This is a genomic window from candidate division WOR-3 bacterium, from assembly GCA_011052815.1.
In the GTDB taxonomy this organism is placed as follows: domain Bacteria; phylum Hydrothermota; class Tepidihabitantia; order SM23-42; family SM23-42; genus DRIG01.
Map to the genome: position 1 here is coordinate 1 of DRIG01000032.1, position 24,978 is coordinate 24,978.

Consider the following 24,978-nt stretch of genomic DNA (forward strand, 5'->3'; position numbering starts at 1 on the left):
AATCATCGCATAGCATATAACCTTCCTTCTTTCAGATTATACACATCTGTACCTATTTTTTCAATAGCCAAAGAATGAGTAACCAGGATTATCGTCCGCCCCTCATTCTTTAGACCACGAAACACTTCAAGCAGTTTATCAGTGTTCTCATCGTCGAGATTACCCGTGGGTTCGTCAGCGAGAATTATCAAAGGATCATTGATAAGGGCGCGTGCGATCGCGACCCGCTGTTTTTCACCGCCGGAGAGTTGCTCAGGCAAACGGCCTTTCTTGTCAGCCATACCGAACTTCTCGAGCAGCGCCATAGCCTTACTGTAAACGACCTTCGGAGAAACACCGTTGATCAATCCCGGCAGGGCGATATTCTCCAGACATGTGAATTCAGCAAGGAGATGATGAAACTGGAACACAAACCCGATCTTCTTATTCCTTATTCCGGAAAGTTCCCTGTCACTGCAAAGCGACAAGTCCAGATTATCAAAGATGATTCTGCCTCCTGTAGGTCGGTCGAGGCTTCCGATTATGTTAAGAAGCGTCGATTTGCCGCTCCCCGACGGTCCGAAAATACCGACGAAACTGCCTGCTTCAACCTTCAGGTCGATCCCCTTCAATACTTCGATTGTTTCGTGTTTCAGATAGTAGGTCTTCTTTATGTCGGAAAGTTCAAGGATATTACTCATTACGTAAAGCCTCCACCGTCGTCAACCGCGTCGCCCTTATCGCCGGATATATTGTAGCAAGAAAACTGGTGACAAGCGCCGCCCCTGCGGTCATAATAAAATCAGTCAAAGACATTTCAACCGGCAGGGTTTCGATGAAGTATACATCACCGGGAAGATTTATGAACCGATATTTTCCAAGAAAGAAACAAGCCGCAAAAGCGAAGATCACACCGAGCACCGTTCCCATTACGCCGATCATTGTACCGTGATAAATAAAGAGCCTCATTATACCGGGACGGGTGAACCCGAATGAACGGAGAATACCTATCTCCTTGGTCTTCTTCTTGACCATATTCACGAGTGTCCCGACGATATTGAATGCGGCGACGAGGATAATGAGCGCCAGGACGATGAAGGTAACAATCTTCTCCAGTTTAAGCGCCGCAAATACAGAATGATTGGACTCTATCCAGTCCTGGGCACGGTAAGGATAGCCCAGTTCATCCTCAATGATTCCGGAATATCGAGGGGTCTTGTAAACATCATCGACACTCAACTCAATACCGCTCACTGAATTACCCATCTCGAAAAAATCCTGGACGTCCTTTATATCCATAAAAACAAAGAGCATATTGTAGTCATAATATCCGAAGTCGAAAACCCCCCTGAGCACGATCTTCCTCGCCCTGGGCAGCATGCCGAAATGTTCACCGAAAGGAGAAGCGATGATCAGGGTGTCCCCCACTGCAGCGGCTAAATTGTGGGCGAGTTCCACACCTATAACACAACCGTCCTTAAGGTCGAAAACACCGTCGATCATCTTGTGGTTGATCTGCGTAATCCTCTTTTCGATCTCCTGATTCACACCCTTTATCACCACACCATCCATCCGTTTCTTATGCCTTACAATGGTCTTTTGATAAACAACAGGTGCAGCCGCTTTTATAAAAGAAAATTTTGAAAGTTTTTCAAGCAACAGAGTATGATCTTCGATAGGCTCATTGAAGTAGCGACGGACGAGAATATGGGGAGCACCGCCGAGGATTCTCCGTCTCAATTCGTTCTGGAAACCGTTGAGCATGGACAGGGCGATCAGGAGCGCCGCCACACCGACGAAAATCCCTCCGATCGCAATCACTGTGGATAGAGAGAAAAAAACGCCGCTCTTCGAACGAAGATAACGCCGGGCTATGAATAACTCGGTATTCATCTTTCCCTGCGCAGCTGCGGAAACAATATCACATCACGGATCGACGGTTGATTGAAGAGCACCATACATAATCGGTCGATTCCGATACCGAGACCGCCGGTGGGAGGCATTCCGTACTCCAGTGCCTGGAGAAAATCTTCGTCAATTTCACTCAGCCCTTCTTCTTTTGCGGCGAGTTGCGCCTCGAATCTCCTGCGCTGTTCCAGCGGGTCGTTCAACTCTGAAAAGGCATTAGCCAATTCTATTCCGCAAATAACAAGCTCGAATCTTTCTACAAGATGCTCGTTCTCTCTGTGGACCTTTGCAAGCGGTGATATTATCTTGGGATAGTCGATTACAAAAGTCGGTTCAATAATCCGTTTCTGGACGAGTTCACTGAAGAGCTTGTCTATCTTGGCGCCCTTTGACAGCTTTTTGAAATCAATACCATGGTCTTTACACGCATCATCGATAAGCCTGTCATCGGCGGAGAGAATATCGAAATTAAGCCTTTTGTTGAGGGCGTCGACGTATTTGAGTCTTGCAAAAGGCCGTTTGAAATCGACCTCCTGTTCAATGAACTTTATCCTGCGCGAACCGATGAGACCATCCAGCAGGAATTCAAAAAGTGATTCGACAAGTTCCATAATCCCCTCGTAGTCCGTATACGCCTGATAGATCTCAATCATCGTGAACTCAGGATTATGAAAACGATCGAGTCCCTCATTGCGGAAATCGCGACAGACTTCATAGACCTTTTCAAAGCCGCCGACAAGGAGCCTTTTCAAATACAGCTCATCGGCAATCCTCAGATACATATTCTGCTCCAGGGCGTCATAATACGTCGTAAACGGTGTTGCCGCTCCTCCACCGTATATCGGCTGCAGGATCGGAGTCTCTGCTTCAACAAAACCTTTCCTATCCAGGAAATCCCTGATATGGGAGATGAGCCGTGCACGGTTCTTAAAGACCTCCCGCACCCCGGGGTTGGCGATAAGATCAAGATACCGTTTTCGATATCGAAGTTCAACATCTTTAAGGCCGTGCCATTTTTCAGGCAGAGGCCGAAGTGCCTTGCAGAGAATAACGAAATCCTCAACGAGGATGGTTATCTCATCGGTCTTTGTCCTGAAGACCTTGCCGGATACACCGATGAAATCACCGATATCGATAAATTTGAAGAGATCGAATTTCTCTTTGAGAATATCTTTTCGTAAATATATCTGAAGGGTATTACACTCATCGCTGAGCGTCGCGAAAGCGGTCTTTCCATGGCCTCTTACCGAAATAATCCTGCCGCATGATTTAACAATCTCTTCTGATTTGCTGAGCGCGTCAAAATTATCTTTCACCTCTGTAAAGGTATGCGTTCTGTCGAATTTATAGGGATATGGATTAATTCCCTGTTCTCTTATCTTTGCGAGCTTGTTCAATCTTTCTTCCATAAGTGAATAATATCCTAAAAACCATAAAAGTCAATAAAAATGATGGAACCGTAAATACAAATAAGGGTATGAATTACGAACTTCGGCTATGGTTCACAGGATGTCGTCGGTCGTCAGGAGGGTGGCGAAGCCGTATCCCAGATTCAACAACGTCGCTTTATGCATCTCCCTGGTGTAAGTGGCTGTTGCATCGATGCAAAAATAGACTTCAAATCCCCTCATAAAGGCGCTGCGCGCCGTGGTCTCACAACAAAGGTTGGTGAGTACCCCGGATATCACAACCTGTCCCACCCCTGCTGTTCTGAGAATCCGCTCCAGTTCCGTATATAAAAACGCATCGTACTGCTCTTTAATGATGATTCTACCGGCTTTTGTATCCAGAACATCGATGATGACACTCATCGGGTTGTCTTCGGTTATATTCTCCCGCCACCATTTGAGCATCAGATTGTTCTTCCGCCTGGAATCAATATGGCGTGTGAAGATGATCGGTCGGTTTCTCTCTTTAAAACACTTGATCAATCGACGGATATTGGTGATTACTTTTTTTATGCCGGGTACACAGGAATCACTCTTTTCATCGCAAAAATAACGCTGCATATCAATAACCAGCAACGCACAATCGTCCTTGTTTAACTGAAATCCTCTACCTGCCATGCGGCCTCGCGTTTCCTCAACTCACCGGGGATAACCTACGGGAATTATATAAAGAGGATCTTCTTCAACAAAAGCGAGTATTCCCTTGAGCTCGAGATCATCGAATGCTCCGATCGGGACCGAACCCAGACCCGCTGCCACCGCCTCGAGATGAATATTCTGGGCGCAATGGCCGACCTCGTTATAGACATAGCGGATGCCGCGCTCACCGTATCGTCCGGTTGTACGTCCAAAGATCGCCGCAATGACGATCACCATCCCGGCTTCAGCGATGAAATTTTGTTCCAAGGCGGCATGGGCGATTGCTTTACGCAGATCACCATCCTGTTCTTTCGTTACACCATGACTCTCGGGGATATAACGAAAAAATCCATCCTTGGTTGCATAAAAAATCTCGAGAGGATAGGTTGCACCCGCCGAAGGCGCCGCACGAAATCCATTCTCTTCATCAGTGATTCCCTGTGCCGCCCAGAGAATATTGGAAATCACCGCCAGGGGAATCTCCTTATCCTTGAAATCCCTGATTGACCTTCTTGTTCTTATGCACTCTTCAATCGATTTGTTCGTGAACTTCGGTTCAGGCAGTCTTATCATATTGTCCTGTCCTTGCATAATAATAAAAACAGCAAAAAGGGAAAACATCTAATCAATCTCCTCTTCAGTTCAATTATCTTTCTTCTCTTGTTCATGGATAACCCGTGCGGTGTTACAGTGTATTTCAACGGTATCATCCAGCATTTCAGCATAACCTCCGCCCAGTACCACTGCAAGAGGAATCTTTTTATCAAATGCACGCCTCACGACCGTCTCGTCCCTCTTTTTCAGGCCGTCGATAGTGAGACGCAGATTACCGAGTTGATCAAAGACATAAGGGTCGGCGCCGGCAAGATAGATTATAAGCTCAGGCATAAAATTCTCATAGAGCGCATCCAATCCTCGATTGAGCTCTGATAAATATTCATCGTCGCCGACTCCCATGTCGAGGCCGATATCCAGATCTGAACGTTCTTTTTTGGGGTACAAATACTCCTGATGTATGGAAAAAGTAAACACCCTCTTTTCATCCTGGAAAAACCTTGCCGTGCCGTTGCCCTGATGTAGATCACAGTCGATTACGGCGATCCGTCCGATCCCCTGCTCGAGCATTTTGACCGCGGCGAAGACGACATCATTGAAATAACAGAATCCTTCGGCGTGGTCATAGAATGCATGGTGGAATCCACCGCCGATATGGTAACAGGCACCGCCTTTTCGAGCGCGCTGCGCAGCCAGAAAAGACCCGCCGCAGCACAACCGCTGCGCCTCGATAATCGCTTTGTTCACCGGCATCTCAGAAGGAAATGTACGGGCGGTGAGACGGATATTCAACAGGTCATCAAGATACTCTTCAGAAACGATTTTGAGAAGATCATCCCTGTCGGGCATCTCTGGTTCAAAGAGATTGGATTCCGTGATTATCCCTTCTTCCTTCAATTTATCATGGATTAACCCGTATTTTTCGGTCCGGAAAACATGGACACCGATGTCAACGCGGTAATCCCAAGAAAAGACAAAGTCCATTATCTTGAAACGGATTGCAGACTATATCTCAAGACCGGCACAGCGGACAAATGTATCGCGCATATAGGTGTTCATTCTTCTGAGTCTTTCGCAGAGCAGGCGGACCAGTGAATGATAGAAATTCAACCCGACACGCGGAAATCTCTCTACAAGTTCCTTGAAATCCTCACGGTGGATGATGCCGAGTGTCGAATTTTTTGTACAGCGTGCAGTCGCGGAACGGGATTTCGGATCGACAAACGCAAATTCGCCGAAGACATCATACGGACGGACGATGTAGACGGTCGATTCACCGAGTTGCGGTGCAATCTTTATCTGAATCTCAACCTCTCCCTTAAAGAGCATATAAAATTCGGTCGATACATCACCCTCGGAAAATACTATATCACCCTCGACAAACTCCTTCTCTTTTACAATCTTAAGTAACTCTTCCCATTCCATTTCTTTGAGTTCACCGAACAGACCTGTCTTTTGTAACTGTTCCTTATCAATCATAATATTATTTTAACGATGAAAATCAAAATGTCAACGGGTTAAGAGCGAAGGGCATAGAGCAAAGGGTTAAGGGCGGAGGGTGTTAAGAGGTGATGATTTTGAAGAGATAATAGAGCAGGAATATCAATATCACAATAAGCAGAATCGAAATATAGAGCGACTTATTCTTTTTTCTGCGTCTTTTTTTCTTTTTCACCTTCGGCTTTCTCACGATCGTCGTGGCATGCCGACTCTGCTCTATGCTCTTCAACAAACCCGCAAGGTCCTCCTCGACCTGCGCCGCCTTTTTCCAACCGATGAAACGCCGCAGGTCTTTGCTCATCTGTGCTGCGCTTTTATACCGCCGATTGAGGTTTTTACTCATCGCCCTGCGGATTATACGTGAAAGCCTTAAGCTGTGATGGGGATCATGCCAGAACGGAGAAGAATATTTACCTCTGATTATCTTTGCAGTGATGGCGTGGGAATTTTCACCGGTGAAAGGTTTTTTACCCGTCACCATCTCATAGAGAACAATACCGATCGAATAGATATCAGATTGATGCGTCAACTTCTTGCCCACCGCCTGTTCCGGCGACATATAGAACGGAGTTCCAATGACCGTTCCGGTCGAAGTGAGATGCGGCATATCTTCACCACGGGCAACACCGAAATCAGTGATCTTCACCTCTCCCTGCCGGGATATGAGAATATTGGTCGGTTTTATATCACGGTGAATCACGCCGTTCTTGTGGGCGTGTTCAATCGCCTGACAGACCTCACGTGCAATCACCGCTGCAGTGACTGGATGCAGGGGTGCTTCGCACTCAATGATCTCGGCGAGATTCATTCCGTCGATATATTGCATAACCAGATAGCAGGAATTGCCGAAATTAAAGTAGTCATACACGGCGACGATGTTTTTGTGATCCAGGTTTGCGGAAATAAGGGCTTCCTGTTTGAATCTCCGCCTCGATTCATTCCTGCCCATCTCTTTAATCACCACGACTCGATTAAGCGGAATATGGATCGCCGTATAGATTTTAGCCATACCGCCTTTACCGATGATGTCAAGAACCTTATAGTTCCCGATGAACCTGACTTCTTTCTTCATATTTAACGACTCTGTTTCTCCCCGCCCTCTTCGCCTGATAAAGGGCTTTATCAGCACACTCCAGAATCTTTTTTAGACCGCCGCCGTCTGCAGGAAACGTCGCTGTCCCGATGCTCACGGTTATCTTAATCCCCAGAATCTTTCCGGTCTGCTCGGCGATTATCCGATTGATGTCCCTGCCCACCTTGAACGCATCAGCAGAGACGGTGTTCGGTAGAATCACCACGATCTCTTCCCCGCCGTAGCGAGCCACCAAATCACTCTTTCTGCAGGAACTCTTTATCAACTGGGCGACCACTTTTAAGGCATCGTCGCCGACACTGTGGCCGTAAGTATCATTTATCTTTTTAAAATGGTCGATGTCGATAAATAGTACCGAAAGGGAACGGCCGTTCCGCTTCGCTTCGGTAAATTCCTTTTTTGACATTTTGTCAAAGTATTGTCGATTGTATAAACCGGTGAGTCTGTCTTCGTGGGCGAGTACTGACAGCCGTTTTCTGCTCTTCTTGACCACGCTCTCTATCTTTTTGAACTCTTCTTTTAATTCGCTGTCTTTTATCTTACGGCGCAGGGAGATAAATTTGTTCTCGAGAAGCACTGTTTCTTCTCCTTTTCTGCCGAGCTCGGTCGCTTCAGGATAAGGCAGTTTAGCAGTACCGTCATCAAGGAGCAACAAATAATCTCCAATCGTCACCTCATCATGCAGGTTCAGAAATTCCTTCTTGATCCTGACGCCGTTGACAAAGGTACCATTGGTGCTGTTGAGATCTTCAATGATAAATCTCTTACCGTCGTATTCAAGAGCGGCGTGATGTCGGGAAACATCTTTACTGCTGATAACGAGGTCGACGTCGTCACTGCGGCCGATCAAATATCGACCCTTTTTGCCGACAGAAAACTTCTTTACGACAACGCCGTTGTCAACAAGCAACAGAAAATACTCATTCATAATCTTCTCAAAAACTCAACATCAGCTGCAGATAAGTATGGTTGTGCAGCCATTTAGGGGTCGGAAAGTCGCCTTCCATCGCCTCAACGAAATAGAACCAGATTCTTTTATAACGGTATTCAAAACCGACATTAATCCTCCGTTCGGCGAATTCCCTGGGCTGGTTATTAAAATAGAACTGACGCTGAGTGCCGAAATGCCACACGAATCGGCCACCGGGATGGTATTCAAGGTCGACAAGATATGCATAGATCTTTCTCTGATAATCAAAAAGACTGTCCGGAACCGCCGAAAGGTGATAAACCGACTCGCCTGCGTTCTTGTGATTATACGTCAGATATAAATACGGACGCCACCTGTCATTGAGTCTTAAACCGACCATGGTCTCGGTTATCATCTCGAAAATATCACTGCTGAAAACCCGCATCGTGTCCTGAATATCTGTTTCAAGGTATTGCAGATTGAAGATAAATCCGAGACGCAGTCTGCCGATATCCTGCCACACCCTTGTATAGAAATTCCTGTGCAATCCCTTCTCACGATAAGATGGCGGCTGAATACTGTCGGGTTCAGTGGATTCAAGACGGTACCTGTTCGACAGATCGAGTTTCAAAGAAAGATGGCCGGAACTCCAGTATCTGTTGAGATTCATCTTCACTTTAATCGGATGTTGTTTATAAATTATCTTCTCGGCACCGGCAGGATGATTCTTCAGTGAAAAGTTCCGGTCAAAATCCTCGGCAATGACAAAGAGTTCAAAAAAGTTCAAATAATCTCCGCCGAAGAAAACGCCTGTGCCGACCTCATCTTCACCTTTGTAATAATGGGTTGTAATGGTGAAGAGAAATTTGAAATTTCTCCACAGACGGAAATAAGGTTCAAACCTGTGATTTGAAATATGAGAACCATAATCAGCAAGATATTCATTTCTGTAGCGCAAGCCGAACCAATCGGTGAGCTCCGCCTCCAGTTTCGTATCAAGTGAAATATACCAGTTGAGCAAATCAAGACATCCCTGTGAAGTGCGGAAGCCAAAAGTAAGTGAATCGAACCTCGCTTCCCACTCCGGGAAATAATGCGCCAGCTGTTTATCGAGCAGATACTGACAATTCGAATCTTCAGGGACACAGAAGAAAAAGAGATATAAGATAATACTCATAACTCCTGACGTCGTGTAATATAAATATCGCCGAAGACTTCCTGTTGTTCCACCCGGGCATAACCCGATTTAACGAGCTCCAGCATTCCGAAGAAATATGCGACCGCAATCGTCACGTTGTTCTTCTCCCGTAAGAAATCGAGGAAATTAATCTTTTCCTCATTCGCCAATAAATTTTTAATCTCTTCAACAATGACCTCGATGGGTACTTCCTGGCGTTTGACCACAAGTTTTTTCTCTTCCTGCGGCTTTAACCTGCGGAAGGCGAGAATCAAACTTTCGATATCCCCCTCTTCGAGCGGCGGCTCTTCCCTGCTTATCCTTGGAAACTGTTTACTCGTCTCCGCCTCCATCAAACTGAACGCCTTTGCTATCTCCTTATACTTTTTAAACTCCTCCACAATCTGCATAAGTGTTATCGGCTTTACTTCTTCCTCATCAACCGGCGTACGCGGCAAGAGTGAACGCACCTTCAATCTTATCAGGATCGCCGCCATGAGAAGAAAATCAGCGGCGTCTTCGAGATCGTCCCTTTCTATCTTTCGGATGTAATCAAGATACTCTTCAGCGATCTGGGCGATCGGGATATCGAATATATCAACCTCTTTTTTCCGAACAAGATAGACGAGCAGATCAATCGGACCGTAGTAAATTCCAATATCTATCTTCATCGTTTAAAAAAGTCTATTCAGGATTCGAAGGGTGTCAATAATCTCTATTAAATCTTTCAATGGGCGCCTCTCCGACTGAGTGAATAGACCTTAATCGTTTCCTCCTTACCCTTCACCTTGACTTCACCCAGTTCCCTGAATTCCAGTTCAGGAACCGGGTCCGCCATTACCATCTTATAGGTTGCGGCACCGACCACGATACTGCAGTCAAATTTCTTTGTCACTCCCTCAAGTCGGGATGCAAGATTGACCGCATCTCCGATCACCGTGTACTCCATGCGCATCGGAGAACCGAAATTACCGCTGATCACTTCTCCTGAATTTATTCCGACACCGATCCTGAATCCCAGTTTCTCGGCTTTTGCCACCATATCCAGAGCCGCATAACAGGCATTCACCGCATGATTTCTCACCCTGACCGGAGAACCGAATACAGCCATAATACAATCACCGATGAACTTGTCGACCCTGCCCTGATATTCAAATGTCGATTTCACCATCTCATCGAGGAATCTGTTCAACTTCATCCCGACATCTTCAGGAGCGGTCTTCTCGGCATAAGGTGTGAAATTCCGGATGTCGGCAAAAAGAATCGTACAATCGACCTTTTCCCCTCCTAACTTCGGCGGCGCCGCAGTAACCTTTTCAACCAATTCGCGTGAATAGTAACGTGAAAAAATCTGTTTGATCTTCTTCTTCTCTTTCTCTTCAAATCGATAACGATGGATCAAGGCGATGACGACCGTGCAGACCAGAATATATGTGGGACGTATAATCCCCAGTTCAATGCGAAGACTGAAGAGGAAAAAACTCAGAATAATAAAAATCAGGTAGATGACGATAATCGTAATGAGATAGATATGAGTATGGCGATACAGGATAAGAAAAGCGAAGATAATTGATAGAATCAATATTAAGATAATGGCAAAACTATACGGAATTTCATCTATTTTGAGGTTGTTGATAAAATTATTTATTAAATTCGCCTGGACAAGGACACCGGCGAGTTTTCTGGTAAACGGTACTGCATGGTAGTCGAACAATCCAGAAGCAGTGCCGCCGATGAGTATGATCTTATCATTGAAAAATTCCTGTGGTACACGCCGGAAATAGACATCAGAAAAAGAGATCCTGCGGAAAGAGCTTCTGTCCAGAAAATAGATCAAAAAATCGTTCTGGAGAGGCCTCTTATTCAAGAAAGCCGCAACTTCAGCGGCAAAGGTCTGTTTACCGAAAAGTTCTGAAAATCCCCGACGGATGACACCGTCGTCGTCGGCAAAGACCTTGCCGAGCCCTATCCGATTGAATCGCGTGTATATCGGCGGTTTTTCAAAAGAAGAAACGAGCACCACGCGCCCATTCTCTTTGATTGCAGCTTCGAGAAGTGAATCATAAGATGGTTTTGTAAAATACCGGCGGAGTTCCAGAGACAGGGTGTCCGGTTCTGCAAACAGGATATCCAGACCTATGACCCGGGCATTATTCAGATAATCTATCACCTTTGCAAAATAGAGCCGCTGCCAGTTCTGATACCGACCGAGTTTAAGAAGGCTCTTCTCGTCGATTGCGACAACCACTATCTCTTCACACTTTTCATGGGAAATATTCAACCGGTATTTAATGTCATATACTCTGCGTTCAAACGGAAGCCAGAACGGTTTGAACAGACAGAGCAGATTGACCAGAAACACCGACGCCGCCGCAATGGCGAATACCGTGATTATTTTATTTTTCACGCTCAGAAGTTTTGACTGTGGTGTTCTTTGAATTCTTTGATGAATACCCTGACAAGACGAGCATCGAATTGGGTGCCGCTGTTCCTCTTCAACTCATTGAGCGCGGTCTTGAAACTCTTTCTTCTGCGGTAAGGACGATCCGTGGTGATCGCATCAAAGGAATCAGCCACACATATTATCCGTGCATACAATGGTATCTTCTTTCCTTTAAGACCGTGAGGATATCCATTACCGTCATACCGTTCGTGGTGATGCAGGATATTGGGGATTATATCCCTCAACTCGGCGATCGGCTCGATGATGGAACTTCCGAGCACAGGATGGCGTTTCATATAAGCGAATTCTTCGAATGTCAATTTACCCGGTTTCCCCAGAATACGGTCGGGAATACCGATCTTTCCGACGTCATGAAGGATTGCGGAAATCTCAAGTTTTTTAAGCTCTTCTTTTCCCAGCTTCAACGCCTCACCGATTATAAGTGAATACTTGACGACCCTCGACGAATGGCCCCGCGTATAAGGGTCTTTTGCATCAACCGCTTCGACTATCGCACGGATGGACGAAAGAAAGAGTTCATCCAGTTCTTTATATAAGGATGCATTCTCAATAGCGATGGCGATCTGATGGCCGAGTGATTCGAATAATTCAAGGTCTGTCTTGTTGAACTTTCGGTTGCCCCTTTTATTGAGCACTTCAGCGACACCGATGATCTTACCTTTGGCGATAAGAGGAACCGCGATTATTGAACGGGTCACGAATTTCGTCTTCTTGTCGACTCCCTTGAACCATCTGGGGTCTTTTCTGACATCAGCCACGAGGAGTGACTTGCCGTGTTTCGCCACCCATCCCACTATTCCTTTGCCCATCGGCACCCTGATCTCTTTTGCCTCCTGACCTTTTTCACCGCGTGCCGTGATAAAATAAAGCTCGTTCTTCTCTTCATCGATTCTGAAAACCGACGATGCCTCGGCGTCCATCACCTCTTCGGCTTTCCGCAGTACGATGTTGAGCAGATCGTCAATATCCAGAATCGAAGAAAATATCATCGATGTATGAATCAGGGTTTCAAGCCGTTTTATCTTTCTGGTAAGTTTCACCGGCTCATCGGTTTTTTTAGAGCTTTTTGATTTCATAATTGCGTTCTCCTGCACCGAATTTTTCTGCAAAGACAAGCTGCTCCTGGGCGTCGACCTCAGGATGTAATTTATCTATCGGCTCCTTCACAAAATCATAACATGCCTGGTCCAAGCTGACCGGGTCAAAGGACGCCAGAATTCCGACATCAGGAGCGATCATCGGCTCATTGGTATGAAAACAATCACAGTTGGGTGAAATATTGATCAAAAAGTTGATGTAAAAAAGTTTTCTGCCTTTTATGAGGTCGGCGGCGTATTTTGCAATACCTTTCTGGATATCTGTAGAGGCGGCGTCCCAGGAAAAGACGATCGCCCTTTCCGGACAGATCGACATACATCCGCCGCACCCGGAACACAATTGATGATCGATCTCTAAAATCTTATCATTCTTTTTTATTATCGCTTTGTAGATACAGTAGTTGTAGCATCTCAAGCAGTAGGAACATTTCTTCATCTCGATTCTCGGCTTTGAACGTGAATGCATCATAAGTTTACCACCCTTTGCGGCACAACCCATACCGAGATTTTTCAGGGCACCGCCGAAACCGCAGTTGAGATGCCCTTTGAAATGGGAAACGCAGATTATCGTATCAATGCGTTCAAAGAGGCGGGCGATCCTGGAACCGTTTATCTCTATATATTCATCGCCGTGAAGTCCGTCCGCCACAATAAAAGGGGCGAAATCAAAACCGTGTTCCAGGGCGAGTTGCATATGTAAATCGGCGCGATGTCTGCGGCCGGCATAGAGTGTCGTTGTATCCGTCAAAATCGGCTCACCGCCCTTTTCACGGATCAGGCGGCAGAGCCGCCTGATATAAAGAGGACTGACGAAGTTGAAATTGCCCTCTTCTCCGACATGGAGTTTTACGGCACAAACAGAGTCTTTGTCTATGATCCGAAGCCCTCCGGTATCTTCTATGAATCGGTCGAACAACTTATCAATGCCGTCTTTATATCTCTTCCTTAAATCCAGAAAATAGACCTCTGACATCTTTAAGACCCGGTTTGTTGATTCCTTTTAAGACTGAACCCAGCTGAGCTCAGCTTCTGATATTTATAACCTTCTTTACTTCGGAATAATTTCCAGAACTCAATTTGATGAACAGCACACCCATGGGAAAGTCAGTGGAATTCAAAGTTATTTTGAGCGGCGCATTAACCCTGCCGGTGTAGAGCTCCTTTATCACCCTGCCGACGGCGTCGTATGCCTTTATGACGACCGGCCGTGAATATTCATCGACCTGCAGATATGCTATGCCGCTTAATATCGTAGGAGACTCCATCAAATGTGCCGAGGTTCTGCTCTTAGCCACCTGTTCGGCACTGCTCAACTCCGAAAGCAGGGCTTTGCTGAAATAGAGGTCGTTGTCATCACCGTTTCTGCCGTCGGGCCAGATTGCATAGAGATACAGACTGTCACTTGCGGTCACATGATATTCACCGAGAAAATCCGCAAGGCTCTTTACAGAGGTATCCGACACCCGGATACTCGGGTTGAAGGTAAGACCGCTGTCCGACGAATATTGATAACGCAGTTCAAAGAGACTGTTCTGATTGGTGGGCCAGCTCGGAGAATGGATGTATGTCACATGAAGTCCGCCGTAGACGTCAAAATGCGCCCAGCCCTTGCACTGACCACCGGCGGTTATGTCATTGACCGTGAACACCGAGCCCCAGGTTGAACCGCCGTCTGAAGAACGTATACCCATAACATCCCAGGAACCGTTGTTCAGGGTGCTCACCCAGGTGATGAAGACGATGTCACCATGGGCGGTGATGGAGTTGATCGGCGCCCTATCACCATAACTCGAGCTGTAATCGAACGACGAAAGGTATGTTTCGCTCGACCAGGTTACGCCTTTATCTGTTGATTTGCGGTAGTATACGGCACCGGCACCCCAGTGGACCAGACATAGATGGAGATTTTCATTCTCATCCATACAGAGGGCGGTGATCCCGGTACGCCACCAGATGTTCGAGGTACTCCAGGTAGCGCCGTAATCCGTTGATTTGGCGAAGATGATTCCGGTCGAACCCGATGTCTGCTGCCAGGTGATGTAAATCTCGTTATTGTGCACGACCATCCAGGGTTTGTCAACGCCGTAACTGGACCAGACAACCGATGTGTCGGACCAGGTCTGGCCGCCGTCACGGGAAAGATAATGCTTCAGCATATTGATCGAGAATTGAATCAACATATGGACGTGGCCTGAATCATCAAATGCAATCACCGGATCAGTATGCCAGCCGATTCCCGTGGTGTTATCAGTGAAGGGTATTGAAGTAAATGTCTGACCTCCATTGAATGAATAGGCATAAGGTGCAATCGGAACATCACCCCGCTCCGCAGTATTACAGATCGAAACAATCGTGTCACCGTAAATAGCAAAACAAGATTCTCCCTGGTTCAATGAATCCCACGGCTGGTCAGTACTGACACGCACATTTGCAGTCCAGGGCGGATCTGCATAAAGAAAACAGAAAAGAACAGCCAATACTACAGCGATCTTCCTCATAGTACCTCCTTGACAGGTTATGATAACATAAATTCTGAAATATGTCAAGGGGGGAAGGGCGAATGGAGAATGGGAGAAACGGAGAGACGGAGAATGGGAGAAGCGGAGAATGGGCGGAGGGTGTTAATCGGTTGACAAGATTATATTTATGTGTAAAATCTAATCATGGATAAAACCATTGTACCAATAGCACTGCTGGTTATTGCTATTGGTGTTCTCTTTTTTATCGCCAGGGAACTGGACCCGAAAAAGAAAAGAAAGCTGACAGGGTTCCTTTTCCTGCTTCTGTGTATACTTTTTTTGATCTCACAAATATCTTATATCTTGAATCCACTCAACAAATTCAAAAATTTCGGAGGTCTCTTCGGTTACTATTCATCCGCCTGGGTGTTCTGGCTTGTCGGTTTCTATCTCTTTATAATCCCCGGAATTCTGGGTTATCTCGGTTATCTCTACCTCTTCTCACCGGACAAGAAAGCCGATACCCAGCTTCTCTTCATCTTCCCCGTCGGCGTCATATTCGATACAGCCGCCGCCCTCTTTTTGAAAATCCAGGTAGCCGGGATCTCGGCAGGCGGTAAACTCGGGTCGATAATCAGTAATTTTTTAATCAACTACTTCGGTAATGTCGGAACCCATCTCATCCTCATCTTCGGTACGATAATCGTACTCTTTATGATGATTAAAGAAAAACTCTTTTCTCAAGCCGGGATAATCGAATTTCCAAAACCGACGACCAGAGAAAAGGTCAAAAAATCCAAAAAGCCGAAGAAGGATGAAAAACCGAAGAAGGAAAAGAGCACCTCCACGACAAAGATCATAAAAAAGGTGGTCCGACCGGTCGATTATAAGACCGAATATTTGAATATACTTCAGGATCCACCGACAAGCTACGGCGTCGACAAGGAAACCTTGAAAAAAGAGGCTGAACTTCTGTCACAGCGGCTTCAGGAATTCGACGTAAAAGGAAAGATCGTGGGAGTGGAATCAGGACCGGTCATTTCCCGCTTTGAGTTCGAACCGGCGCCCGGAGTAAAGGTGAATAGAATCGCGAATCTGGATAATGACCTCGCCCTCGCCCTGAAAGCCACGCGCATCAGGGTGGTCGCTCCGATACCGGGTAAGTCCGCGGTCGGCATCGAAGTTCCTAATAAAGAACGCAGCCTCGTCTGTCTGAAGAGCGGAATCCTCGATCCCGCCTTTGAAAACGCCGCCTCTCCCCTCACGATCGTTCTCGGTGAAGACATCACGGGTAAACCGGTCATCGACGACATCTCGACTATGCCGCATATGCTAATCGCCGGTACGACCGGCGCCGGAAAGAGTGTCTGCATCAATACCATCATCCTGAGTCTCCTGTACCACTCGACATATAAGGACCTGCGGTTCCTTATGATCGATCCAAAGCGTCTGGAACTGCCGATGTACAATCCGATTCCTCATCTCCTGCGCCGGGCGGTCACCCAGCCGAAGAATGCGGTCAAAGAACTTGAAAGATTGGTCTCCATTATGGAGATGAGGTACCGTGATTTTGCGCGTGAAGGAGTCAGAGATATCGACGGCTACAACGAAAAGATGCGGAAAAAAGGTGGGAGCATCAAACCTTATATACTCATCATCGTGGACGAACTTGCTGATTTGATGCTCACTGCACCGAGCGAAATAGAAGAGAATATCACCCGTCTCGCCCAGATGTCCCGTGCCGTGGGTATCCACCTTGTTCTGGCGACCCAGCGGCCCTCAGTGGACGTGATCACCGGTTTGATAAAAGCGAACTTTCCCTGCCGCATCGCATTCCAGGTTGCGTCAAAGACCGATTCCCGCACAATCCTTGATATGAACGGTGCCGAATCACTACTGGGACGCGGAGATATGCTCTTTCTGCCGCCGGGTAAAGGTACACCGATAAGGCTGCACGGCGCATATATATCGACTGAAGAGGTCAACGGCATCAGCAGCCTTATAGCAAAGAAGTATCTATATGAACTGCTCAGCGACGTCGAAGGCGATATCGAGGAGATCGTGAATGCAATCATTGAAGAAGAACTCTGGACCATCTTCGTCAATAAGAGGGATCCGGCGTTCGAAGAAAAGAGACGCACCCTTTCAAATCTCATCCCGGTGGAAAAGATCGATGAGATAATCGACAGCGGATATTATCCAAAACTTGAAGAGCGGGAACCGAAAGAGGAACTTGTTGAAATAGAAGAAAAGAGCGAAGTCGATCCGCTTTTCGCCGAAGCGGCTAAACTCGTATTCAGACATCAGGTCGCATCGGTCTCCCTGCTCCAGCGCAGACTGGGACTGGGGTATGCGCGGGCAGGCAGGATTGTGGATCAGCTCGAAGCCGCCGGAATCGTCGAACCGTTTCAGGGCAGTAAATCAAGAAAGGTTCTGATTGAACGCCAGGAAGAACTCGACTCCATACTCAAGAAATACACCACATAAAATATCCTGAGCCAGCGGTTCTATTCTATCACCACCACCTTCCTGCAAATAACATCTTTTCCTGAAGAGAGTGCTACAAAATAGACACCTGAACCGACCTTTCTTCCCTGATTATCATCACGATTCCAGAATAATGAAAAAAACCCGCCGCCCTTGATGTTGAAAAGTTCCTTCACCACTGCACCTGTCTGGTCGAAAATTTGAATCTTCACTCGGCTGGCCGGCGGCGTCGTACAATTTATAACAAGTCTTTCATCCACAACAGACGGAACAACATTCAGTTGAAAAGCCAGCCGGCCCGTTTCCGTTTCCATTACTGCGGCGGCTGGAGAGATATTGAATGAAGCCGGGGTCAGGGCAACGCTGGTATTAGTGGAAGTGACCGCTGTATAGCGGATATAACAGTTGTTTGAAGAGATTCCGACAGGGATCGACCATTGATATCGGCAATTATTGGGTGTGCTTGCTGTAATCTCAGACCAGGGTCCGCCAGGACCGCTGATCGACAGCTCGAGTTTAATGTCTGCCGTGTCGCCTGCCGGCACGCCGCAGGTCCATTCTATAAAGTGTACAGAACCGGCGATAAACGTCTCACCGCCGCGTGGAAAGATCGGAAAGACAAAAAGAGAAGAAGGAACACTCGTCTCTTTATAAAAATGTGGAGTATTAACAGGATTCCAGGAATCCCCCTGTTCACAGATCAGGACGATATCAGGATAACCATTGTGGTCTGCATCACCACCGACCCGGAACGCCGAAAGACCGCCCGGTCCCGGTGTATAGAACGTAACATCCTCGGTCCAGGTGCCGCCGCCGTCACCGACCCAGAGCGTAACCGTACTGTCACCGAATGCAATAACGTCAAGGTCACCGTCGATATTCATATCATAAAGTTGAACCGCGGAATAAGGCCCTGAGTCAGGAAGGCTGCCGGAGAAATCACTCCAGGTATTTCCTCCTTCCCAGGTCCACACCTCCACCCCGCCGTTATCATTACAGAAAGCAAAATCCTGGTCACCGTCATTATCGACGTCACCGAGTGCCGGACCTCTTCTACCCATGCTGCCTGCCGCCGGCAGATTACCGTCAGCCAGAGTAAAATTACCGTTGCCGTCACCGAGATAAACACTGCCGTACTCGTGTGCCGCCACAAAATCGGCATTACCGTCGGCATTCACGTCGCCGAAGAGAAAATCCATTGTTGAGTTGCCGCCGAGAAAACCGAAACAACTGCTCCAGGTGCCGTCACCGTTGTTCAAAAAGAGATGGACTCCGTCATCAGCGCCAAAGGCGTTTGCGCCGAGGTCGAGATAACCGTCGTTGTTGATGTCAGCGAAATCAGTACAGAACATACCCCATTCATCCGGGTCATTGATCGAGATACCGTCATCCCAGGCAGTCCAGTTCTGGCCGGTACCGTCACCCAGGGCGGCTTCAAGAATTGAATCTCCGAAATCAACCCCTGAATAATTATGGTGCATTCCATATCCGATATCAAGATAACCGTCGTTGTTGATATCACCGATCGCTATGCCGCCGTAACCAAAATCACCGTTTTGATAGACTGTCCAGTTACCCTGACCGTCGCCGAACCAAACCATTACACCATGTTCCTGGGTATTTACATAAGGTGAACCGTGGTCCCCGATACAGAGGATGTCCATATTGCCGTCATTGTCTATATCAACAATCTCCACCTCGGTCCTGCCCGACTCCATTGTCGGAGTTCCAAGACCACTGGAAGAATCAACATAATCAAGACCATATAGCACGACGAGAAGCAAAAAGAAGGAACTGACAAAAATTACTGAATTCTTCATACTACCTCCTTTTAAAATACAAAAAGGGCAAGTTCCTCAAAACCCGCCCCTTTTATATCCCTCCACAGACTCATCTGTTAATCTATGTCAAACAGTCCTGACAACTGATCCCAGTATTTCTCGACCAGATCTTTGTTTTCCTGTGGTACTTTGGCATACATCTCACGTGTCTTTTTCAAATTTTCAAGAACCTCTTTAAAGAGTTTTTTCTGCGCCTCGGGAATCTTAGGATCTTTGAGCTGCTTCTCCATTTCAGCAGCGCTTTTGTCCATCTTGTCACCCATCTTAACGGCGATGACTGCAAACCAGGTCTTTGAAAAAACAGGCCAGAACTCTTCCCAGGACATCCCGGCAGCCCGCATCTTTGCATCCAGACCTGCAATCTCTTTGTTCAATGCCGCCAGATTACTGAATCCCTGGAGCGGAGAATCCGCCTTTTTCAGGTCCAGTCGCTTCCCCGCCTTTTCAATCTCTGTTCTGGCGATGGGATATACCTTGATGAATCTCTGTATCTCAGATTCACTCAACTTCTGATAGATTATGTCTTGACCGGTCTCTTCCGTCTTTACGCCGGTTTTGGTCTCTGCTCCCCTATCTTCAGGCGGTGCACCGCAAAAGATAAAAACAAAGGCCATTAATAAAATCGTTCCGAATATTTTCTGCATTAAAACCTCCTTACAGGTTATTATACCCACAAAATATGATAAATCAATACGGAATAGATCAACCAAAGGTTTCGACACGGTTCTTGCCGTGCTGTTTCGCCTTGTAGAGCGCCTCATCCGCAACTTTAACAAGGTCGATGAAGTCCTCGGCATCACCTGGATAGGTCGCCACTCCGATCGATACAGTCAATCTTTTCCTGCCCGCTCCCCTTATCAAAAGCATCGCTCTTTCAACCTCAGTGCGGATCCGCTCAGAAACATGGACCGCCATATTTTTGTTTGTCTCCGGAAAGATAATCACAAACTCCTCACCGCCGTAACGGGCGACGAAATCCGTATCCCGGACATTATTCCTTAAGGTGCGGGCGATATGGATGAGCATCTTGTCTCCGGCGATATGGCCGAATCTGTCATTGAAGTGTTTGAAATTGTCGAGGTCGATCATCGCCAAACTCAGAGGTCTGGAATACCCGCGTGCTTTTTTCCACTCGTTCTCAAGCATTAAATCAAAGTGGCGCCGATTGGCGATCTTGGTAAGGGCATCGGTCAAAGAAAGTGCCTTTGTTTCATCAAAGAGACGCGCATTTTCAATTGCAACCGCTGCCTGGGATGCAAAGACCGAGAATATCCGCAGATCCCTTTCAGTAAAGGCATTCAATTTATTACTTTCAATATCAAGAACACCGATGATCTCCCCTCTTATCTTCAAGGGGATCGCCGCCTCGGACTTTATCGACTTCTTGCCTTTCACATAAAAAGGAATTTTGGAAACATCAGGGGCATAGAACAGTTCTCCTGTGGCGGCGACATGACCGCAGACCCCTTCCTTACCGATCTTCAATCGAACGTTCTTCATTATGTATTGCGAGTAACCGTGAGCGGCTTTGATATAAAGTTCATGCTTCTTTTTATCGACAAGCAGAATGGCGACATTTGCAAAGCCGAACGTGGAACGAATGACTTCAAGAATCTTATGAAGGACGTCATCAAGTTCCAGCATCGAAATCAAGGACTTTGCAATCGAAAAGGAGACGGCGAGCTCCTTGGCGTGATTGGTCGCGTCTTCATAAAGCCGTGCATTATACAGAGCGGCGCTGAGTCGGTCTGCAATCAGTTCCAGGATGCGCTGGGTGTTCTTGTTGAATGCATTTAACTCATTGCATTCGATATTCAAAACCCCGATCGTCTTATTGGAAACCTTCAGGGGCAGGGCGATCTCAGAACGTGTGCAGCTCTGTCCATACGCCCGATAGCGTTTGCTCCTTGCCACGTTGTTCACGATAAGCGGCTTGCCGGTCTTCGCCACATAACCGACTATCCCCTCCCCCAATTTTAAAGAGAGGTCGCGCGGCACCTGGTCTCTGAAACCCTTTGACAGTTTTTTCAACACCACCTTTCCGTTTTCGATGATGAATATCGAAACATTGAAATTCTTGAATTGCTGAATAATTGATTTCGTAACACTCTCACAAATATCCTCGATCCTGAGACTCTTTGTCAGACGGTGCGCAATCTTATTCATCAGCTCCAGCTCCTTCGCCCTCTTCACCTCTTCATCGATCAATCTCGTATTGGCAATAACCACTGCGGCGCGTGCCGCAATCCCCAGAAGGAACGACTCATCTTCAGGCGAATAGACATTGTTCTTCTTATAATCCTGGATGGTGATGACACCCTCAACATTATTCTTATATATCATCGGAACGCCCAGCCAGCTCTTTGCATTCCTGCCGATGGGTTTGATACCGAGCCTGCGACAGAATGCCCTGAGGTTTTTATTGATCCTTATCGGCTTTTTCGAACGAATCACATATTCGGTCAATCCCTTTGATAAAGGCCTGGAAGAAACTGCATATTCCTTTCCCTCAATGGTATAGACCTCAAAATGTATTGTATTCTCCAACCGGTTGTAAAGTGCGATGTAGAAATTACTCGTGTCCATCACCTTGCCGATCTCTTTATATATCTTACGAATGACCTTGTGGAGGTCATAAGATGAACCCAATATACTGTCGATTTTGCGTAACAATGCCAAACGCTTCTTTTCTATTCTCACATTCCCCATACGATTATAATAATCGAAAAAGGCTGTTTGTCAAGACCGGGGAAGGGCATAGGGTATAGGGAGAATAGGAGAAACGGAGAGACGGAGAATGGGAGAGCGGGAGAAAAGGGAGAAACGGGGAACGGGGAAAGGGCATAGGGCTAAGGGCGGAGGGAGAAACGGAGGAAGGAATAGATTGACAAAGAGCTGAAAATCAATATAATTGAAGTATGTTGGATAAGATCAGCGTGAGAACCGGCAAACGTACAGAACTTGTCGATATAACCGAAAAAATCCAGAAGGTGATCGACAGCCGTAAGGTCAAAGAAGGTGTTCTGTATATATTCTGTCCCCATACAACAGCGGCTCTGATCGTGAACGAAAACTGCGATCCGTCAGTCCGGACAGACATAACCGAGGTCCTGAATAGATTAATACCTCATAGTGCAGGTTATGCCCACAGTGAGGGTAATGCCGACGCACATGTTAAAGCATCAATAATAGGTTCTTCAAGAACACTCTTTATTGAAAACAAAAAAATTGCCTTGGGAACCTGGCAAGGTATCTTCTTATGTGAATTCGACGGCCCACGGACAAGAGAGGTGTGGGTCAAATTAATAGAGGAACAGAGCTCATAAGGCTCCCCGAGAAGATGATGGGTATGAAGAGAGTCTGTATACTCTATGTTTGGTCAACAGCGCAAAATTATTCTGCAGTGAGCATTTAAAAAATAGGAGGAAAAATGCATAAAAAATTATTTATACCTGGTCCAACCGAGGTAAGGAAGGATATTCTCGATGCTCAAGCCGAGCCGCTTATCGGTCACCGTATGAAAGCCATGACCGAGTTGTACACCGGTATCATCGGCAAATTACAGGAACTCCTTGCGACAAAAAATTTCACTTTTGTGCTGACCGCTTCAGGCACTGCGATAATGGAAGGTGCAATCAGAAATTGCGTAGCCAAAGATGTTCTCTGCTGTGTAAACGGCGCGTTCAGCGACCGATGGTATAAGATAGCCCAGAAGTGCGACAAGACCGCCGATGCAATAACCCTGGATTGGGGTAAGGCGATTAAACCGGAAATGGTCGAAGAAAAACTGAAGGCAAAGAAGTATGAAGCAGTGACCGTGGTCCATAATGAAACCTCAACAGGAGTCAGGAATCCTGTCGGAGAGATTGCAAAAGTTTTAAAGAATTATCCTGACACCCTTTTACTCGTTGATACAGTGAGTTCTCTGATGGGCGACGACATCAGAATCGACGAATGGGGTATTGACGTATGCCTGGCTTCATCACAAAAGGCATTCGCCCTTCCTCCGGGACTCGCCGTGGGTGTCGTCAGTGAAAGGGCGTTGAAAAAGGCTGAAGGAGTGACCGGACGCGGCCATTACTGTGATTTTATCGGTATCAGGGATTATTATGAAAAGAAAGGACAAACTCCATCCACTCCGGCAATCACCTTGATGTATGCCATGAACAAACAGCTCGACAAGATCAAAGCAGAAGGAATGGAAAACCGCTATAAGAGACATCTTGAAATGGCGAAATATGTCCAGGATTGGGGCAAAAAATATTTCAGTCTCTTTGCTGAGCCCGGCTATGAATCCGTAACTGTATCCTGTATGAATAACACCAGAAATATCAGCGTGGCGGACTTGAACAAAACGCTCGGCGAACGCGGCTTCGCGATATCGAACGGTTACGGTAAATTGAAGGAAAAGGCATTCCGCATCGCCCATATGGGAGATCTGACACTCGAAGAAATCAAAGATCTCATAAATAATATCAACGACATTCTGAAGTTATAAAAAGAAGGAGGAAAAGATGAAAATTTTGGTCTCAGATCCCATCGCGCCGCAGGGTATAGAAATCCTGAAGAACGCCGGCTTTGAGGTTGTTGAAAAAACAGGCCTTTCTCCTGAAGAGCTCGCCAAGATCATTCCGGATTTCGACGGCATCATTGTACGGAGTGCGACCAAGGTGAAAAAAGAAGTGATTGACGCGGCGGAAAAGTTGAAGGTCATCGGCAGGGCCGGAATCGGTCTGGATAACATCGACCAGGAAGCGGCAAAAAGTAAAGGTATAAAGATCGTCAATACGCCGACGGCGACGTCGATCTCAGTAGCTGAACTCGCCCTGGGAATGATGTTCGCCGCAGCCCGGAGAATCCCGCAGGCAAGTGTCTCAACCAAAGCGGGGAAATGGGAGAAGAAGCAATTCAAAGGATTTGAACTTTACGGAAAAAAACTCGGCATCATCGGCATCGGAAGAATCGGAACAGAAGTCGCGAAAAGAGCCAAAGCACTCGGTATGGAAGTAATGGCGTACGACCCCAATGTAAAATCGCATGAATATGCAGAATGCGTTGATCTTGACACCCTGCTTAAAAACTCCGACTATATTACACTCCACATCCCCCGAACCAAAGAGACCGAACATATCCTCGATAAAGCTGCTTTTGAAAAAATGAAGGACGGGGTGGTCATCATCAACTGTGCCCGCGGCGGGGTAGTCGATGAAGAAGCGCTTTATGAAGCGATAAAATCGGGCAAAGTAAGGATTGCCGGGGTTGATGTTTATGAATCAGAACCGGCGAAAGAGAATAAACTATTCGAACTTGAACAGGTGATCGCCACTCCCCATATCGGCGCCCAGACCAAAGAAGGACAGACACGTGCAGGTATTCAGATTGCAGAATTGGTAAGGGACGTTCTGAAGGGATAAACGGACA

22 protein-coding genes are annotated in these 24,978 nt (G+C 46.7%); 4 read left to right on the plus strand and 18 right to left on the minus strand.

The window, feature by feature from the left end:
• Window positions 1–2: 2 nt before the first annotated feature.
• The 15 genes from ENI34_02930 to ENI34_03000 form a co-directional block, all read right to left on the minus strand.
• A complete protein-coding gene (locus ENI34_02930) occupies window positions 3–680 on the minus strand; it encodes an ABC transporter ATP-binding protein (protein HEC78079.1) in 678 nt (225 codons plus the stop codon).
• Window positions 673–1,872, minus strand: a complete 1,200-nt coding sequence (locus tag ENI34_02935) for an FtsX-like permease family protein (protein ID HEC78080.1) — start codon at window positions 1,870–1,872, stop codon at window positions 673–675. Before ENI34_02935 ends, ENI34_02930 begins: the two co-directional genes overlap by 8 nt.
• Window positions 1,869–3,296: a lysine--tRNA ligase gene (lysS, locus tag ENI34_02940; protein ID HEC78081.1), complete on the minus strand. Its 1,428-nt coding sequence runs from the start codon at window positions 3,294–3,296 to the stop codon at window positions 1,869–1,871. Before lysS ends, ENI34_02935 begins: the two co-directional genes overlap by 4 nt.
• A gap of 93 nt (window positions 3,297–3,389) precedes the next feature.
• A complete protein-coding gene (locus ENI34_02945) occupies window positions 3,390–3,953 on the minus strand; it encodes a cysteine hydrolase (GenBank protein ID HEC78082.1) in 564 nt (187 codons plus the stop codon).
• Between the two features lie 21 nt (window positions 3,954–3,974).
• Entirely contained in the window at window positions 3,975–4,547 is a 573-nt protein-coding gene (locus ENI34_02950) for a SagB/ThcOx family dehydrogenase (GenBank protein HEC78083.1), read from the minus strand.
• Window positions 4,548–4,616: 69 nt separating this feature from the next.
• Window positions 4,617–5,513 (minus strand): histone deacetylase, encoded by an 897-nt coding sequence (locus tag ENI34_02955; GenBank protein HEC78084.1) that lies wholly within the window; start codon window positions 5,511–5,513, stop codon window positions 4,617–4,619.
• A 21-nt stretch (window positions 5,514–5,534) separates the two neighbouring features.
• On the minus strand, window positions 5,535–6,008 hold the full coding sequence (locus ENI34_02960; protein HEC78085.1) for a cyclic nucleotide-binding domain-containing protein: 474 nt from the start codon (window positions 6,006–6,008) through the stop codon (window positions 5,535–5,537).
• A gap of 82 nt (window positions 6,009–6,090) precedes the next feature.
• Window positions 6,091–7,101, minus strand: a complete 1,011-nt coding sequence (locus tag ENI34_02965) for a serine/threonine protein kinase (protein HEC78086.1) — start codon at window positions 7,099–7,101, stop codon at window positions 6,091–6,093.
• The gene (locus tag ENI34_02970) at window positions 7,067–8,050 is read right to left on the minus strand and encodes a GGDEF domain-containing protein (GenBank protein HEC78087.1); all 984 of its coding nucleotides are present in this window, start codon (window positions 8,048–8,050) and stop codon (window positions 7,067–7,069) included. The genes ENI34_02965 and ENI34_02970 overlap by 35 nt, the downstream gene beginning before the upstream one ends.
• Window positions 8,051–8,057: 7 nt before the next feature.
• Complete coding sequence (locus ENI34_02975) at window positions 8,058–9,209, minus strand: hypothetical protein (protein HEC78088.1); 1,152 nt, start codon at window positions 9,207–9,209, stop codon at window positions 8,058–8,060.
• Complete coding sequence (locus tag ENI34_02980; GenBank protein ID HEC78089.1) at window positions 9,206–9,880, minus strand: hypothetical protein; 675 nt, start codon at window positions 9,878–9,880, stop codon at window positions 9,206–9,208. Before ENI34_02980 ends, ENI34_02975 begins: the two co-directional genes overlap by 4 nt.
• Window positions 9,881–9,936: 56 nt before the next feature.
• A complete protein-coding gene (locus tag ENI34_02985; GenBank protein ID HEC78090.1) occupies window positions 9,937–11,616 on the minus strand; it encodes an adenylate/guanylate cyclase domain-containing protein in 1,680 nt (559 codons plus the stop codon).
• 2 nt (window positions 11,617–11,618) lie between these two features.
• Window positions 11,619–12,749: a GAF domain-containing protein gene (locus ENI34_02990; protein ID HEC78091.1), complete on the minus strand. Its 1,131-nt coding sequence runs from the start codon at window positions 12,747–12,749 to the stop codon at window positions 11,619–11,621.
• Window positions 12,730–13,743, minus strand: a complete 1,014-nt coding sequence (locus ENI34_02995; protein ID HEC78092.1) for a DUF362 domain-containing protein — start codon at window positions 13,741–13,743, stop codon at window positions 12,730–12,732. The genes ENI34_02990 and ENI34_02995 overlap by 20 nt, the downstream gene beginning before the upstream one ends.
• 49 nt (window positions 13,744–13,792) lie before the next feature.
• Complete coding sequence (locus ENI34_03000) at window positions 13,793–15,268, minus strand: exo-alpha-sialidase (GenBank protein ID HEC78093.1); 1,476 nt, start codon at window positions 15,266–15,268, stop codon at window positions 13,793–13,795.
• A 165-nt stretch (window positions 15,269–15,433) separates the two neighbouring features.
• Here ENI34_03000 and ENI34_03005 point away from each other — a divergent pair, with 165 nt between their 5' ends.
• Window positions 15,434–17,716 carry a DNA translocase FtsK gene (locus ENI34_03005; GenBank protein ID HEC78094.1) on the plus strand — a complete coding sequence of 761 codons (2,283 nt, stop codon included), beginning with the start codon at window positions 15,434–15,436 and terminating at the stop codon, window positions 17,714–17,716.
• Window positions 17,717–17,736: 20 nt separating this feature from the next.
• Here ENI34_03005 and ENI34_03010 read toward each other — a convergent pair whose 3' ends face one another.
• From ENI34_03010 to ENI34_03020, 3 genes are all read right to left on the minus strand, one after another.
• A complete protein-coding gene (locus ENI34_03010) occupies window positions 17,737–19,536 on the minus strand; it encodes a hypothetical protein (protein HEC78095.1) in 1,800 nt (599 codons plus the stop codon).
• Between the two features lie 77 nt (window positions 19,537–19,613).
• Entirely contained in the window at window positions 19,614–20,201 is a 588-nt protein-coding gene (locus ENI34_03015; GenBank protein HEC78096.1) for a hypothetical protein, read from the minus strand.
• 58 nt (window positions 20,202–20,259) lie between these two features.
• Window positions 20,260–22,266 carry a diguanylate cyclase gene (locus ENI34_03020; protein HEC78097.1) on the minus strand — a complete coding sequence of 669 codons (2,007 nt, stop codon included), beginning with the start codon at window positions 22,264–22,266 and terminating at the stop codon, window positions 20,260–20,262.
• Between the two features lie 209 nt (window positions 22,267–22,475).
• Here ENI34_03020 and ENI34_03025 point away from each other — a divergent pair, with 209 nt between their 5' ends.
• The 3 genes from ENI34_03025 (at window position 22,476) to ENI34_03035 (ending at window position 24,971) form a co-directional block, all read left to right on the plus strand.
• A complete protein-coding gene (locus ENI34_03025; protein HEC78098.1) occupies window positions 22,476–22,883 on the plus strand; it encodes a YjbQ family protein in 408 nt (135 codons plus the stop codon).
• Between the two features lie 104 nt (window positions 22,884–22,987).
• Entirely contained in the window at window positions 22,988–24,055 is a 1,068-nt protein-coding gene (locus ENI34_03030; protein ID HEC78099.1) for an alanine--glyoxylate aminotransferase family protein, read from the plus strand.
• Window positions 24,056–24,071: 16 nt separating this feature from the next.
• Window positions 24,072–24,971 (plus strand): 3-phosphoglycerate dehydrogenase, encoded by a 900-nt coding sequence (locus ENI34_03035; protein ID HEC78100.1) that lies wholly within the window; start codon window positions 24,072–24,074, stop codon window positions 24,969–24,971.
• Window positions 24,972–24,978: the final 7 nt, after the last annotated feature.